4 protein-coding genes are annotated in these 16,608 nt (G+C 44.2%); 3 read left to right on the top strand and 1 reads right to left on the bottom strand.

The features are described 5' to 3' along the window. Nucleotides 1-77 precede the first annotated feature (77 nt). Together OCW38_RS19940 and OCW38_RS19935 are read left to right on the top strand one after the other, a co-directional pair. On the top strand, nucleotides 78-1,112 hold the full coding sequence (locus OCW38_RS19940) for a porin (protein ID WP_016769341.1): 1,035 nt from the start codon (nucleotides 78-80) through the stop codon (nucleotides 1,110-1,112). A gap of 150 nt (nucleotides 1,113-1,262) precedes the next feature. Beyond that, a complete protein-coding gene (locus OCW38_RS19935; RefSeq protein ID WP_010431139.1) occupies nucleotides 1,263-1,574 on the top strand; it encodes a hypothetical protein in 312 nt (103 codons plus the stop codon). A gap of 93 nt (nucleotides 1,575-1,667) precedes the next feature. Here the strand turns inward: OCW38_RS19935 and OCW38_RS19930 are convergent, their stop codons facing one another. Next, complete coding sequence (locus OCW38_RS19930) at nucleotides 1,668-3,515, bottom strand: M3 family metallopeptidase (protein ID WP_261895917.1); 1,848 nt, start codon at nucleotides 3,513-3,515, stop codon at nucleotides 1,668-1,670. Nucleotides 3,516-3,769: 254 nt separating this feature from the next. Here OCW38_RS19930 and OCW38_RS19925 point away from each other — a divergent pair, with 254 nt between their 5' ends. Beyond that, entirely contained in the window at nucleotides 3,770-16,585 is a 12,816-nt protein-coding gene (locus OCW38_RS19925) for an Ig-like domain-containing protein (protein WP_261895916.1), read from the top strand. The last annotated feature ends 23 nt before the right edge of the window (nucleotides 16,586-16,608 follow it).

Below are 16,608 nucleotides of genomic sequence, written 5' to 3'. Positions count from 1 at the left end.
TAATTTTTTGAACAATAGCGCCACTCCAAAAGGCCGGACTAACAAGGCCGAATCAATATATACAGGTAGTGGTTATCATGAAAAAGACATTAGTAGCACTTGCGATTGCGAGTATTTCAAGCTCAGCTTTCGCTGTAAACACAAGCAGCCAAAACAGCCAGAACGAAGATATGTTTGCATTTGATTCAATGCATAAAGATCAATTCTCAGTATCAGGCTCTTTTGGTGTTGGTGGTTACTACGACACGGGCTCTAAAGCGTTTTATGATGACTGGGCGACAGGCCTTACGCTTGCAGTAAACTACCGCAACAACCGTGTTGTCGGTTACTTCGAAACTGACTTAATGGTGAATTACACGACAGACAACAACGTTTCTGCAAATGACGCAGCAACGGCGGGTTGGACAAACGGTATCGATACAGGTCCAGCAACTGACGTAGATAAAGCGTGGCTTGGTTTTGATACTGGTTTCGGTATCGCTTCATTCGGTTGGGAAAACGATACTGCATTAGACAAAGTAGATGGCGCTGGTGATACAACATACGAGTTTGGGGCTTCTGCTGGCGACGCTTCTGATGCGTTCAACGTTATCAAGTTCCAAGGTGCAACCAATGGCTTTGCTTACGGCGTTTCTTACTTTGAAACTGACGATGATCATAACGATGCTGACAAAGGTATTAACGGTTACATCGGTTTAGAGCAAGAAGTGTTCAATATTTACGCTGGTTATGAATCGCGTGATAACGATGCTGATTACGAAGTATATACGGTGTCAGGTAATATAAAAGTTGGCGACCTTACGCTAGGTATGAACTCTTGGATTGATGAAAGTGACTCTAAGAAAGACACTGGTTACTACGTTTCAGGTGGTTACGCGGTTTCTGCCGATCTAACAATTGCAGCGGGTTACGCATTTAACAGTAATGAATTAGATGGTCAATCTGACGTAGATTCTTCTTACATCAATATTGCGGCAATGTACCGTATCGCTGATAACGCTGACATGGGTATCGATATCAAGCAAGATTTAGACGGTTACCGTGTTGGCGAGGCTAGCGCGCAATACGATGAAGAGACACACGTATTCGCAGCCGCTTACTACTACTTCTAAGATTTCAAATACTGAAACTGAACACTATGGTGTAATCGCTTGCCTGGTCGTTATACCGTATTCTCTTCTTTATGCAGTTTAAGCATCCACAAATCGACATGTGGTATGCCACTCAATACCACGAGTGGAATTATTATTTGGAGAAATGTAATGGTTAAGAGCATTACGGCTAAGGGTATTATTTATGGAAATGATACCCTATTTACGTGTAAGCCTAATCGAAATGGATTCTTCGAGTTAGCACGTAAACATGGAAGAGTTGCAGGTACTCGCCCACAAGATCTCAAGAATAAGGTTTATGCCGAAACTCTTGATGAAGCTTGGCATTTACTCAAAACAGAAAAGTTTTATATTGTTTTGACGGGACAAGTATTTGGTATTCACAGAAAGTCTTTACGCAGTGTTGATTCTGTCGATATTGATTTCGAGAATGACATTCAACCTGTATGTGCGACGATGTAGACTCGGGTACAAAGCAAAAAAAGGACGCTCATTGATCGTCCTTTTTTCGTTTGGTCTTTTGGTTCAACCTAGGTTAAAGGTGCTTAGCACCTGCTATCGACCGTATTGCCCAACGATGAATTGCTCAAACTCATCACACATCTGATGGTTTGAGCTATTATTATTAGCTAGCTCGGCTGCCCCATCAACGATCGAAATCTTAGCATTCAAATCAGCAATTGGTGCACGTTCTCTTGTCGACAGCTGCTTTATTTTTTGCTCTTCAATCGCCCAAGCTTGCTCTGGCGATAAGTTGCACTCGTCGGCGAGGTATTTGGCGTTAAAACCTTCTCCTGTCAGGCTTTCGATTGTCCCATTATGATTCACGCTATTTCCCTTGTACCAGTAGTGCTTAGCCAACAAAGGGCCGATTTCTGGGTTATCGGTTAAATAACCAAACTTGTCAGTGAAATAGGCACGAGTTTGGTAAACCGCCATATGAGCCAATAGATAGCCTTGGTAAGCACAAGAAGCTTCATCGGACAGCAAATGTGGAATCGCCATTAATGGGCGTGGACTGCAAGATAATCCAAGAATCGTTTTCTCACTATGACGTGCGAGCTCCGTGATTTTTTCAGGTGTCAGATCTTCATCCGCCAATTCGTATAGCGCTCGTTCAAAGTAAGGAACCACAAGAATGCTGCGTTCTTCATAGGCTTTGAATGGTTGTTTGTTATCAATGATAGCTTTAATCAATTCATCTGGTATAGGTTGGCCTTCTGAATTCAGCGCATACTGTTTTAGCCAATCGGCATCTGTCAGCAGACTGTCGCAGAACATCGATTGGGTTTCGGCATAAGCCATCGAGGTTGGTGCAAATTCCTGAGAGAAACAAGGCGCATTCATTTTCACATTGGCAAAGTGTGCGGCGTGTCCACCTTCGTGAAACAGCGTATTAATACCATCATAACCACTGCCAATTTGATCGGGTTTGGCATTGCTAGTGAAGTTTACTTTAGCAGCAACCCAAGCACCTTGATCATAGAAAGAAGGAATAGGCCCATGACAGAACCCATTTGGGTATTTACCTTTACGCTCAAGGAGATCCAGTTTCAGTGTTGCTTGAGAATATTCGATGTTGAGACGGCCAAAAGACTCTATCCAGCGTCTGAGTGACTTTGAGAATGGAACATAAGGGTCCAAGTCATTCATAACATCACCAGCAAAAGAGTAGATAAAGTTATGCGCTTCCAGTGCATTCTGGCCTTTTTTCTCAGCTAAGTTAGTTAGGCTTTTTAGATTGTTATCGCGCGTGCGTGCTTCGAAGTCATCCAATATCGTGAACAATTGTTGTGTCGTCATTTGCTCAGTTTTAACCACTGAGTAATCAAAGAAGGTTTTGAAACCAAGCGATTGAGCAAACTGATTGCGCTTTTTGATAAGTTCGATGAAGCCGTTAGCTAATAGCCATTGTTCTAAATCTAATAGTGCTTGGTGTGCAGAAAGTCTTACCTGTTCATTGCCATTACTTCTGACGGCTGAACCTAGAACCGGCAATGATCCTTCGGTCTCTTCACCCGCTTCATTTACGTAAGTCATGACATGGTTTTGTTTTTTCTCAAATAATTCGGCCTCAAATTTGATGAGTTCGGCTTTCAACTTCTGAGATGGTTCTGATTCGATCGAGTGAGATCTAAAGGTCGCTAGCCAACCATTTAATCCGGTTAGTGTGCTCTTCCTTTCTTCAAGATCTTGAATCTCGCCGATTGCATCAATGTGTTTTTGGATAGCAGTAATTTGCTCGGCAGAACTAAGAAACTCGGTCCACTGGGTTTGTGCAGATGTTGACCCATCGTGGTCATCACTTATTCCCATGTAAGTATCCCAAAAGAAGTCTTCTTTTGCTTTGTGAGTCGCAAGATAATCTTGATTTAATTGGTTGAGATAGTTCGTTGCAGTCATGATGTTCCTTGAAAAATAACGCCTGAGTTTCAAGATTATGACACATTCATAGGACGTATTTTGTGACGTTGCATATAACGGAATGTAAGTCACAGGATCTCGGTTTACATTACGGCGTATGTGTGTAAATTAATTAACTGTTAACGTTTTGTTTTTTGCTAGTATTATTTAAAGAATATCCGCTGATTTTTTCGCCTTTTATTGAGCAAATGGATGTCCTCAATGTCAGCGTTTTTGTAAGGAAGAGGTTTAGGATGGATCCTATTTTATATATCGAAGTTGGTGGTGTCGTATGGCAGGTATTTGCTGATGGTACATGGCTTCAAGTGCCCGCATCACAGCCTAAAGTTGAAGGTGTGCAAGTTGTTAGTATTGAGTCTCAGAATTTAGATCAGACTCAATCGATCACTGAGCCACAAATAGCGGCTGTCGAACAACAACTCGAAGAGGTCGTGACTCAGCTCGTCAACAATATCGAAAGTGCGCCTCAACAACCGAGTTCTGCCAATGATCAACCCAGCTCCAGTGCCTCTTTTATTGCATATGTTCGCTCTACATTAGATGAAACTCTTGCAGAAGCAGGTTTTGACACTCGACCGACCGAATATGAAGAGGAAGACACCACTTCAAACGATGGGAATCTAGATGCGCTGTTACCTAGTGCAGAACTGACCGTAGATATACTTGATGGCGGCGACGGTTACGAAAACCAGTTTGAAGTACCAGGTGTCACTATTAAGGGTACGGCTGTGGATGTTCGTGATGGACGAACAGTTGCAATTACCATCACCGATGTTAACGGCAACACATTAACTACCACTGCGATCACAACTAACGAAACCTATGTTGTAAATGGTGTCGATCTTACTTCACTAGCTGAAGGTGATCTCCAAGTTGACGCGATTATTGCCGATGATTTTGGTAATAGCATCACTGCTAACGATTCCACAATCAAAGATACGCTAGCGACAATTGATGTCGATTTTGATGGTTTTGGCGATGAGTTTTATAACGAATTCGAAGTCAGCAATGGTGCATTGGTTGGCACAGTGACCAATGTGGAAGATGGTCAAGTTATCTTAATTACGATTACAGATAGTGATGGCTTATCTGTAGATTATTCCACGAACGTGTCTGGTAACAGCTGGACACTCGAAAACCAAGACTATTCCAATTTCGCGGAAGGCGAACTCACGGTTGTTGCAAGCACCGTCGATATTGCCGGAAACCCTACGTCAGCTACCGATACCATTGTTAAGGATACGCTTGATCGAATCCTTGTTAGATTCGATGGGTTTGGCGATAACTATTATAACGAAAATGAAGTTAGCAAAGGTGCATTGATTGGTGCGATCTTCAATGTCGAAGATGGCCAAGTTATTGATATCACGATCACGGACAGCAATGGTTTATCCGTTGGCTACACGACAGTTGTGTCTGGTAATTTTTGGAGTCTGAAAGACCAAGATTACTCTGATTTTTCAGAAGGTGAGTTGACGGTTGTCGCTAGTACTACGGACGTAGCTGGTAATACGATTTCGTCTACCGATACAATTATTAAAGATACCTTAGTCAACATTGGTGTTGATTTCTCTGCATCTGATGATGAGTTTTATAACCAAGCTGAAGTCTCAAATGGGGCGTTGGTTGGTACTGTGGCAAATGTGGAAGACGGTCAAACTATATCTATCACAATCACAGATGCTAATGGCAAGTCGGTTGATTATTCAACAACGGTATCCGGTGGTAATTGGACTCTGACTGACCAAGACTATTCAGGTTTTACAGATGGCGAGTTGACGGTTGAAGTTAGCGTTACAGATATCGCAGGTAACACAGCAACATCTAGCGATACGATAGTTAAAGATACGTTAGCCAGCATTGGCGTTGATTTTTCTTCATCTGATGATGAGTATTACAACTCAGTAGAGGTGAGCAATGGCGCATTGGTCGGCACGGTGACCAATGTTGAAGATGGCCAGACAGTATCAATCACCATCACCGATGCCGATGGTAAGTCAGAAAATTATACCGCGATAGTTTCTGGTGGCGAATGGAGTCTCATTGGTCAAGATTATTCAGCCTTCGCTGAAGGCACGCTAACAGTAGAAGCTACGGTTACGGACATTGCGGGTAATACGGTAACTTCTAGCGATACTATAGTTAAAGATACGTTGGCGGATATCAGTGTCAATTTCGATGGTTTTGGTGATGAGTATTACAATTCTGCCGAGGTGAGTAATGGCGTATTAGTTGGCACGGTGACCAATGTTGAAGATGGCCAAGAAGTTTCAATCACTATCACCGATGTTGATGGCAAGTCAGAAAATTATACCGCGATAGTATCTGGTGGCGAGTGGACATTAGTCGGCCAAGACTATTCGGGTTTTGCAGAAGGTATCATGACTGTAGAGGCTACAGTTACTGACGTTGCAGGCAATACTACAACTTCTAGCGATACTATCGTCAAAGATACGTTAGCAGACATCAGTGTCGATTTTGATGGCTTTGGTGATGAGTATTACAACTCCGCCGAAGTGAGTAATGGCACTTTGGTCGGAACTGTGACCAATGTTGAAGATGGCCAGACAGTATCAATCACTATCACCGATGTCGATGGCAAGTCAGAAAATTATACCGCGATAGTTTCCGGTGGCGAATGGACTCTCATTGGTCAAGATTATTCAGCTTTCGCTGAAGGTACGTTAACAGTTGAAGCTACGGTTTCAGACGTTGCAGGCAACACTGCTACTTCTAGCGATACGATCTTCAAAGATACGCTGGCGGATATTAGTGTCGATTTTGATGGTTTTGGTGATGAGTATTACAACTCTGCCGAGGTCAGTAATGGCGCATTGGTCGGCACGGTGACCAATGTTGAAGATGGCCAGACAGTATCAATCACTATCACCGATGCCGATGGTAAGTCAGAAAATTATACCGCGATAGTTTCTGGTGGCGAATGGAGTCTCATTGGTCAAGATTATTCAGCCTTCGCTGAAGGCACGCTAACAGTAGAAGCTACGGTTGCGGACATTGCGGGTAATACGGCAACTTCTAGCGATACGATCGTCAAAGATACGTTAGCGGACATCAGTGTCGATTTTGATGGTTTTGGTGATGAGTATTACAACTCTGCCGAGGTCAGTAATGGCGCATTGGTCGGCACGGTGACCAATGTTGAGGATGGCCAAACAGTATCAATCACTATTACGGATATTGATGGCAAGTCAGAAAATTATACCGCGACAGTGACTGCTGGCGAGTGGACTCTAACTGGCCAAGATTATTCAGCTTTCGCTGAAGGTGAGTTAACGGTTGAAGCAAGCGTTACGGACATTGCCGGTAATACAGCAACTTCTAGCGATACGATCGTCAAAGATACGCTGGCGGATATTAGTGTCGATTTTGATGGTTTTGGTGATGAGTATTACAACTCTGCCGAGGTCAGTAATGGCGCATTGGTCGGCACGGTGACCAATGTTGAAGATGGCCAAACAGTATCAATCACCATCACCGATGCCGATGGTAAGTCAGAAAGTTATACCGCGATAGTTTCTGGTGGCGAGTGGAGTCTCATTGGTCAAGATTATTCAGCCTTCGCTGAAGGCACGCTAACAGTAGAAGCTACGGTTACGGACATTGCGGGTAATACGGCAACTTCTAGCGATACCATAGTTAAAGATACGTTGGCGGATATCAGTGTCAATTTCGATGGTTTTGGTGATGAGTATTACAATTCTGCCGAGGTGAGTAATGGCGTATTAGTTGGCACGGTGACCAATGTTGAAGATGGCCAAGAAGTTTCAATCACCATCACCGATGTTGATGGTAAGTCAGAAAGTTATACCGCGATAGTTTCTGGTGGCGAATGGACATTAGTCAGCCAAGACTATTCGGGTTTTGCTGAAGGTACGCTAACAGTAGAAGCAAGTGTTACAGACGTTGCGGGTAATACGGCAACTTCTAGCGATACCATCGTTAAAGATACGTTAGCGGACATCAGTGTCGATTTTGATGGTTTTGGTGATGAATATTACAACTCTGCCGAGGTGAGTAATGGCGCACTGGTCGGCACGGTGACCAATGTTGAGGATGGCCAAACAGTATCAATCACTATTACGGATGTTGATGGCAAGTCAGAAAATTATACCGCGACAGTGACTGGTGGCGAGTGGACTCTAACTGGCCAAGATTACTCTGCCTTCGCTGAAGGTACGCTAACAGTAGAAGCAAGCGTTACGGACATTGCCGGTAATACGACAACTTCTAGCGATACCATAGTCAAAGATACGTTGGCGGATATCAGTGTCAATTTCGATGGTTTTGGTGATGAGTATTACAACTCCGCCGAAGTGAGCAATGGCACTTTGGTCGGCACGGTGACCAATGTTGAAGATGGCCAAACAGTGTCAATCACCATCACCGATGTCGATGGTAAGTCAGAAAGTTATACCGCGATAGTTTCCGGTGGCGAGTGGACTCTAACTGGCCAAGATTATTCAGCTTTCGCTGAAGGTGAGTTAACGGTTGAAGCAAGCGTTACGGACATTGCCGGTAATACAGCAACTTCTAGCGATACCATCGTTAAAGATACGTTGGCGGACATCAGTGTCGATTTTGATGGTTTTGGTGATGAGTATTACAACTTAGCCGAAATTACTAATGGTGCCTTGGTTGGCACGGTGACCAATGTTGAAGACGGTCAAACGATCACTATTACCCTTACCGATAGCCTTAATGTCTCCCAAGTTTATACGACCACAGTAGTTGGCGGAAATTGGACGCTGACAGGTCAAGACTATTCGGGGTTTGCAGAAGGAATCTTGACCGTAGAGGCTAGCGTTACGGATGTTGCGGGCAATACTGTTACTTCTAGCGATATAATCGTTAAGGATACTCTGGCAAGTATCACAGCAAAATTCGATGATGCCGACAACATACTCAACACTGAAGAGGTTCAATCTGTTCGTCTACAAGGTGTTGTTCAAAATGTAGAAAATGGACAGCCTATTACCGTCACAGTTTCGGATAGCAATAATCAGTCTATCACGTTACAAACCGTAGTTGTTGCAGGGGCTTGGAGCATCGATGATGTCGATCTGTCTGCATTTGCGGATGGCAACATTACCGTAGAAGCAGTTACCGTTGATATTGCAGGTAATGAAACAACGGGCACAGACTCGACAGGACAAATTGATACCGTCCCACCTGTTATCGATATTGATACCTTATCTGGTTTCAACATCTTAGATTTTCGTAGTGGTGATTTAACCACCATGCAGGGTACGACCGATGTTTCCGAAGGTTTACCTGTCTACATAGAGATCAATGATGGTACGCAAACGCTGACTTTTGAAGGTGTAGTTGATGCGTCCGGTGGCTGGCTAGTCGAGAATATTGATGTCTCTAGCTTAGACCCATCTACTGAGTGGATTATCGATGCGAGAGTTGTTAACTCGATTGGTAATGAAGTCAGTGATGACATGCCAAGTATTATACTGCCAGATTCAGTCTCATTTTCTGAAAGTACGGTTGGTATCTTTGGAGATCAAACCCAAGTCGCTGACATCAATATTCAGTTTGCTGATGAGTTTGCTTTTAGTGCAAACCAAGTCTCTGCTGAGGGAGTGACGTCTCAAGGTCAATCTATCGCTATTGAATTAGAGTCTGACGGTCAAGTGATCAAAGCAACACGAACCGATGGAACACTGGTTTTCGAAGCTAAGATTGTTGGAGGTACCGTTGAAATCACTTTCTACCAAGCGGTTGACCAACAGGCTGGTGAAGAGTTACTTCAAACGGCGATCATTATCGAAGGTCTTCAGATTGATGATGATGGAACCACTGAGCTCGTTTTAGGCGAATTACCGATCACGATTCTAGATTCTGAACCTTTGCTGTTCGGCGAGTCTTACTCGATGGTTGAAGGTGAAACATCGTCAGGCAACGTTCTTAACAATGACATTGACCTTGATACCGCACTAACCATTAGTAGCGTCGAAGTTGGTGGAGTCAGTCAGGATATTTCAGGTGCAACTCCTGCGGTGTTCAATACCGGGGATGGTGTATTGACCGTATTTGCTAATGGCCAGTGGACCTTTGAAGCCAATCGAAATCTAGATCATAACCAAGACCATACCGTTATCTTCAATTACGTTGCCGCTGACTCTAGTGGTGATTTTGGCTCTGCAACGGCGACTATTGATATCATGGATGGTGCGGCAGGACAGATATTGGATGATTCGAAAACGGTGACGGAAGTCGACGTGACCTCCGGTTCGCAAACCATCAATGCTCAATTTACTGTATTAGGTGGTTCGGATAATCCAGACCCAGATTCTATACAATTTAGCTCTGAGACTGTCGCGCGACTAGAAGCGTTAGGTATTACTTCAGGTGGCGACGCTACAGTGCTTACTTATACTCTCAGCGCAGATGGTCGTACTATTACAGCTAAGCAAGGTGATGATGATGTGTTCTCGTTTTCAATGACGACAACGGTCAACGGGAACAATGTACTTGCCGATATCGTTTTGGTGATTGAACGGCCACTCGACCATGTGCTCACCAGTGATTTACTTACGATTCCGTTAAATATTATTGGCACAGACACCGATGGCACTGCTTTAGAAAACGGCCAAATATCATGGGTGATCGAGGACGGTAATGATCCGAGTTTAATTCTCGATTCAAATTCTTCGGTCAACGAGTCGGAGCTAAGCAATGATCCTATCGGTGAAGTCAGTAGCACCGGAACCTTCAGTATCGGGATTGGCAGTGATTATTTAGATAGCGTGTTCTTTGATTTAGCTGATCAACCTCAGCTCTTTAGTGGCGGCGAGCAGATTTATTACACCGTTTCTGAGGATGGTACATTATTGACTGGCTACGCAGGGCCAGTCGCTGGTGGTGACGTTGCCTTTACCGTGAGTTTCGCAGCGCCGGTATCAGATGATGTAGACAGCAGTGTGGATTACGTCTTCACACTGTACAAAGGTTTGGATCAAGCCAATGGCACAGATACCATACCGTTTACTGTTACAGCCCGTGATTCCGATAACGACCAAACTAAACTAGATTTAATCGTTTCTATTACCGACGGTGGTGAGCCAACGATTGGCAGCGGTACGGTTGAATTGTCTGAAACCCCAATTGCGGATACTACTCCTGATGGCGTAAAACAGAGTGCAGTGGTTAATTTGGATATCACGGCATCGCATGATCCTATCGTTTATCTTGGTATTGATGTGACAAACGGTCAAGCCGTTTTGGATAGCGACGGTGAAGCAGTCACCCATAATGGCGAGGCTTTATCTTGGAGAGATAATGGTGATGGCAGTTTTGATGCGATATTAAGTAATGGCGATGTCATTATGCAGATTCGTCTGCCATCTGATTATTTCTTAGAAGCTAATATCTCAGGTACCGTTGCCGTTGAGATTGATTTATATCGCTCTATTGATCATGGTGCTGGGTTAAAAGATACCGAATTGAGCATACCGGCCACGGTTGTCGTTATTGATTCAGATGGTTCGCGTTCCACCCAAAAATCAGACATTAAAATATACGATGGTAAGGATCCTGCATTCTCGATTGTAGGCAGCATATCTGTCGATGAAGATGGACTCATTGGTGACAACGAACAAACTGGGACTGAAGAACCAAGCCCATCGATCGCTATTATCCAAGGCTCGGACGATATCGCATCAGTTTCAGTTAATACCGATGCTTTTGACGCATTAGCTTATACCAGTGGTGGGCAAGCCATTTCATTGCAGGCAGTGAATGCCGATGGTTGGTATTACGCTCAAGATACGTCGGGTAACGATATCTTCCGAATTCGTTTTAACAACGATGGCACAACAGAGTTCAATCTATATGCGCCGCTTGATCATGCTACGGGTGATGGTGAAAATAATCTTGCTGTGAATTTTGAATTGGTCGTTACTGATGCCGATGGTGATAGTTCTGATCCGGCTATTTATGTTGTTAATGTTACGGATGCAGTGCCAACTTCTCGTTCTGGATCCATTGAAATGGTGGAAGGCGATAATCTCAGCGGACAGTTCTTAACAGAAGGATTTGCTGGTGCGGATGGCGCCGTCATTGTTAGTTTTGACTATCGCGGTGATACCTACACTTTTACCGATGCAATTACGTCAATCGAGATTGATCTCATTAATGATTTTGATAATAGCGTCTACGGTCAGTTTACGCTTAACTCTGATGGCAGCTACCAACTGACTACTAATGCCAATGTATCAACTGACCCTACCGATCCTCGATTAATCGATGACATTGATTATTTGGTTCGCGATGCCGATGGTGATGAGGTCACGAGTACTGCAGAGCTTGTCCTAGATGATAACGAAGGCTTTATTCGTTATGAGGATTCTGAAACTACAGAAGACAACGATGCCATTATTGTGGTGAGTGTTTCTACCGGAGACGTTGACCAAAGCGAAACCGTTACGGCTATTGAATTCTCAGAAGATTCTTTGCAAGGCGGTAGCCTGTATTTAGATGGCGTATTACTTCAAGTGGTTGATGGAAAAGTGACGCTTTCAGGCAATCAGTTAACGGTGATTGACAGTCAGTTTACCGGCCCTAATGGTCAGTTAACTTATCGACCGGCACTTCATGAATCAAATACGACCTCAACGGTTATTCTAGCGATCAACGCCATTATTAGTACTGACACAATTCCAAAAGAATTGACCGCAGATGTCTCTGTTTCTGTTTTACCCGTAGCGGATGCGCCGGATTGGTCTGATTCAGTGTTCACCTACCAATCGGTAGAAGATGACGCAGACCCAATTAAATTAGATATCACTGCTCAGTTGGTTGACCAAGATACATCTGAAGAACTGTCTTACACCATTAGCGGCATTCCCGATGGGCTGAATATCACCTTGAACGGAAACGCGGTTAAAGAAGGCAAAGAGTACACCCAGAACCAAATCGACAAAATGGAAATCAGAGCTGATGAAAATCTTGCTGGTCGATTTGAGTTTGAGATTACTGCGATTGCAACCGAAGCGGGAAACACTTTCGCTGACCCCGCAGATAAAACGGCCGATATCGTCAATACCGTAGTCGTTGAAATCTCACCGGATGCTGATACTCCACATGTATCCGTTAAGGACTACAAAGGTCTAGAAGATGAAATCATCTTCCTCAAGAACGTGATTGATGGATCGCTAACTGATACCGACGGTTCTGAATCGTTAAGCTATCAAATCGAACTGCAAGATGGTTGGTCTATCCAAGGTGGACTGTTCGACTTAATTGGTCCTGATACCTACCTAGTCTCTGCGGAGGCCATCGAGAATGGTGTGGCTTATCTTCTACCAAAAGAAGACATCAGTTCGTTTACTGAAGATTTGTACATTAAGGTCACGGCGGTAGCCACAGAATCTGCCATTGACTCACTAGACCCTATCAATGTGACTGCGTTAAGCGATACTCAAACCATCAACATCTTCCTCAAAGGCGTTGTTGATGAACCTACTGTTGTGGATGGAGGAAATGCGCATTGGGAATATGACAGTATTACCAAAGTCATCAGCAATCAATCTGTTCTCAATGAAGATGGTTTGATTCGTCTCGATTTTGTAGTCCAAACCTCAGATGACGATGCCTCAGAAGAGATTAATATACTCCTGACCAATATTCCTGACGGCACCTTGCTGGTGGATTCATTGGGTGAGCCTGTGTCGCTGACCATCGCCTACATTGACGATGTAACAGGCCCAGTATTCCAGGTTTCTAACGCCCAACTGAATGATTTGTATCTCAAGCCAATTACTGATTTTAGTGGCGAACTAGAGCTAACTGTTATTGCTATCTCGACAGAGCCTGATGGTGATTCGGGCGAATTCCCGATGACCTTAAAGGTGGAGTTAGCACCTGTTGTCGATCAAGAAGATGGCCAAGCGGTGAGTACTCAAGGTATTGAAGACAGCCAAATCGGATTGAACCTTGAGCCATCTTTGAATCAAGATGTTGATGGAAGTGAGTCTTTAACGGGGTATGTGATTGATAGCCTACCTGCTGATCTGACTCTTTATTTCGATGGCAGTGTTATTGCAGTGCCAGTTTCAGGGTTAGATTTAGAAAGTTTATTAGACTCTACGACACCAACACTATCCGAGCTTTTAAGTAGCGGAAGACTGTCAGTAACCGCTACTGAAGATTTGAGCGGTACATTTTCGATCCCAATTACCTATGAAGTTACTGATACTTCGCCGACAGGCGCAACTGATGTAAAAGATATCTCGGGATCAATCAGTGTCACGGTCGATGCGAGGGTCGAGTCAGATACTCGTTTGGAAAGTTCTGGTCAGCTATATATCAGTGAGGACGGTTCTCCGGTCAACGTGTCGGATGCGGTTACTTTTGTTGACGCAGATATGGATGGCTCAGAATACTTAGATTATATCTTGATCGATGTGCCTGATGGTTATTCGTTGATTATTGAACACCCGAACGGAGCCGCTCAAGATATTTCAGGAAACTGGATTATCTCTGCAAATGGCCTTACGAGTGACTCTATCCAAGAGTTGGCGCAAGAAATCTTAAGTGGCATGACTATCTCGAGCCCAAGCGACACGCCTGTTTTAGATATAGTGGTACGTGCTCGTGTCATTGACGGTGAAGATTCGAAGTATATTGATACTTCATTCCAAATTCAGATCACTGGCCATGATGGCGGTGGCGGCACTTGTGATCCTGTTGGACCTCCAAGCCTAATTCAGCCTGATGGTGATATCAAAACGCCTGAGGGAGAGGACATCGACCTTACCGGTTTATTGAATACCAATGTAGGTAGTGATCCGGACAATGAGATCTCTTTCTATATTCCTGCGGACTCTCTGCCTGATGGCGTCGAGATTTCAGGTGATGGTGTTATTGCCGAATACGACGCTTCTGGTGAGGTTGTCGGTTACTCGATTACAGCGGATGGACTATCCAAACTAACGCTAACAGGATTAGATGAAGACTTTGCCGGCTGTATCGACTTTACGATTAAAACCATTGAGACCTCTCCTTGTAACGGAGAGACCGTCACAACAGATCAAACCATCAGTATTCAAGTATTGCCTGTTGTGGATGACATTACCGTTGCCACGGATTCGACAACAATCCAGGAAGATATTACAACCGACCTTAACCTTGAGTTAGTTCTCGGTGATAGCGTTGAAGACGGGCAGTTAATCACGGGAGAGGGTAACAGTGCTACCGGTAAAGAGACCATTAACTCTCTAACAATAACGGTATCAAATGGCGGCACGCTATCGGAAAGCCCTACTGATACTGGTTTGTTGGTTGATAACGGCAATGGTGAGTGGACGGTCACGGATCCTAGCCGATTGAGCGATGTGTTGGTAACACCACCAGAACATTACAGCGGCGAAATTACCTTAACAGTGACGGCCAATATTACCGATGAAGCGGATTGTGTCGTTGAAACCGATACTCAAGACAAGACGACCGTGGTGACGATCACCGTTGAACCTGTTGCGGATGCGGCGAACTTGGTGACGGAGGATATAGTAGGCGACGAAGACAACTACATTTCACTGTCATCACTTAGCGCGGAGCTGATTGACCAAGATGGCTCTGAAAATATGTCCTTGGCATTGAAAGGCGTGCCTGAAGGCGCGGTTGTTGCGATAAAGGTGGGCGATAGCTACGAATTAGTTCCAAATAATGGCGTTGATGGCGGTACCTTTGATGGTAACCCTACTTATGAGTGGCAGCTCGATCCAAGTCAGCTTGCTAATCTTGTTATTCTGCCGCCACGAGATTTTAGTGGTGATATGAATCTAGTCCTTGAGGCGATTACTCAGGAAATCGGCACGACAGATATTCGTTATACCGAATCTGAATTTACCGTTGGTGTAAACCCTATCGGCGATAAAGTGGAGTTCTTCGATTTACCTGAACAGCTCACTGGAAGTGAAGATGATGGCATCGTGATTCCTCTCGATGCTAATAGCTTTGAAACCAACAGTGATGAATTCTTAGCAATTACCGTAACGGTGAATTCGACTTCGGATCCATCAGGTTTAGTTGGGCTAGATCGAATTCGAATTGGATCAGAAACCAGCTCTTTCACTAGTGTTGGTGGCATCATACAGGCGACGATCCTCGTTAAAGCAAGCTCTGTTGATGAGCTCGAATTCTTTGCGGGCGACGCGTTTGGTAACCTTGATATTACGATTACAGGCCGAACGGTTGATCAAAATACGGTACTCGGTGAGTTAGTGGTCGACACGGGTGACCCAAGTTCACAAGATATGACGCTTATCATCACACCAGAGCCTGATGCTCCGTTATTGAGTGTTGAATACTCTTCGATTGTGGCAGAAGCGAGTGGCACGATTCCGCTTAACCTAGATCTCTCTCTTGTTAACCCTGCCGACTCAGAAGCGGGCTTCATTACCATCTATGATATTCCCGCAGGTTTGACGTTCTCACACGGTTCTATGGTCGATGGTCAGTATGTGGTGGATTTAGCGGATGTACCTAATTTGGCTATTACTGGCGGTTATGATGATGTTGAACCATTTGAACTCACCATCGAACCTTCTGCTGAAATAGGCAATAACCAAGCGGTAGGGTTACCTCAAACGGTATCGGTTGAGTTTGTTGCTGAAGGGAATTCTACGATTACCGCGACAGATGATAATGATCTGCTGATTGGCGGTACGGGCTCTGATAATTTTGTGTTTGCCTCTTCAGGCTTAGGGAGTGCAGAAGCCCCAAGCTACGATGTAGTTCAAGATTTTGATGCGTCTCCAGACACTGATGCAATTGACCTTTCGGGTATTTTGGGAAGCCTAGGGCTTAATACAGGGCTAGGGGCAACACAATATCTAGATTTAGAAGAATCTGGTGAAGGCGTGACCATTTCTATTAAACCTAATGGCGACGAAGACGTTCAACAAAACATCTTAATAGCCGATGTCACGTACGACGATCTGTATCAAGGTGACAGTAGCAGTGCATTAGAAGCACAAATTTTACAAAAAATGATAGAAGACAATAATTTAACGCTGTAAGTTAGATGTACAGTCTATAAAAG

The sequence above is a fragment of the Vibrio cyclitrophicus genome (assembly GCF_024347435.1).
Lineage (GTDB): Bacteria > Pseudomonadota > Gammaproteobacteria > Enterobacterales > Vibrionaceae > Vibrio > Vibrio cyclitrophicus.
This window is presented reverse-complemented; position numbering and strand designations above follow the sequence as displayed.

What these genes read in the sequence shown, in the direction of transcription:
- OCW38_RS19940 (WP_016769341.1), top strand. Translation starts at nt 78, where the DNA reads ATGAAAAAGACATTAGTAGCACTTGCGATTGCGAGTATTTCAAGCTCA.
- OCW38_RS19935 (WP_010431139.1), top strand. Translation starts at nt 1,263, where the DNA reads ATGGTTAAGAGCATTACGGCTAAGGGTATTATTTATGGAAATGATACC.
- OCW38_RS19930 (WP_261895917.1), bottom strand. Translation starts at nt 3,515, where the DNA reads ATGACTGCAACGAACTATCTCAACCAATTAAATCAAGATTATCTTGCG.
- OCW38_RS19925 (WP_261895916.1), top strand. Translation starts at nt 3,770, where the DNA reads ATGGATCCTATTTTATATATCGAAGTTGGTGGTGTCGTATGGCAGGTA.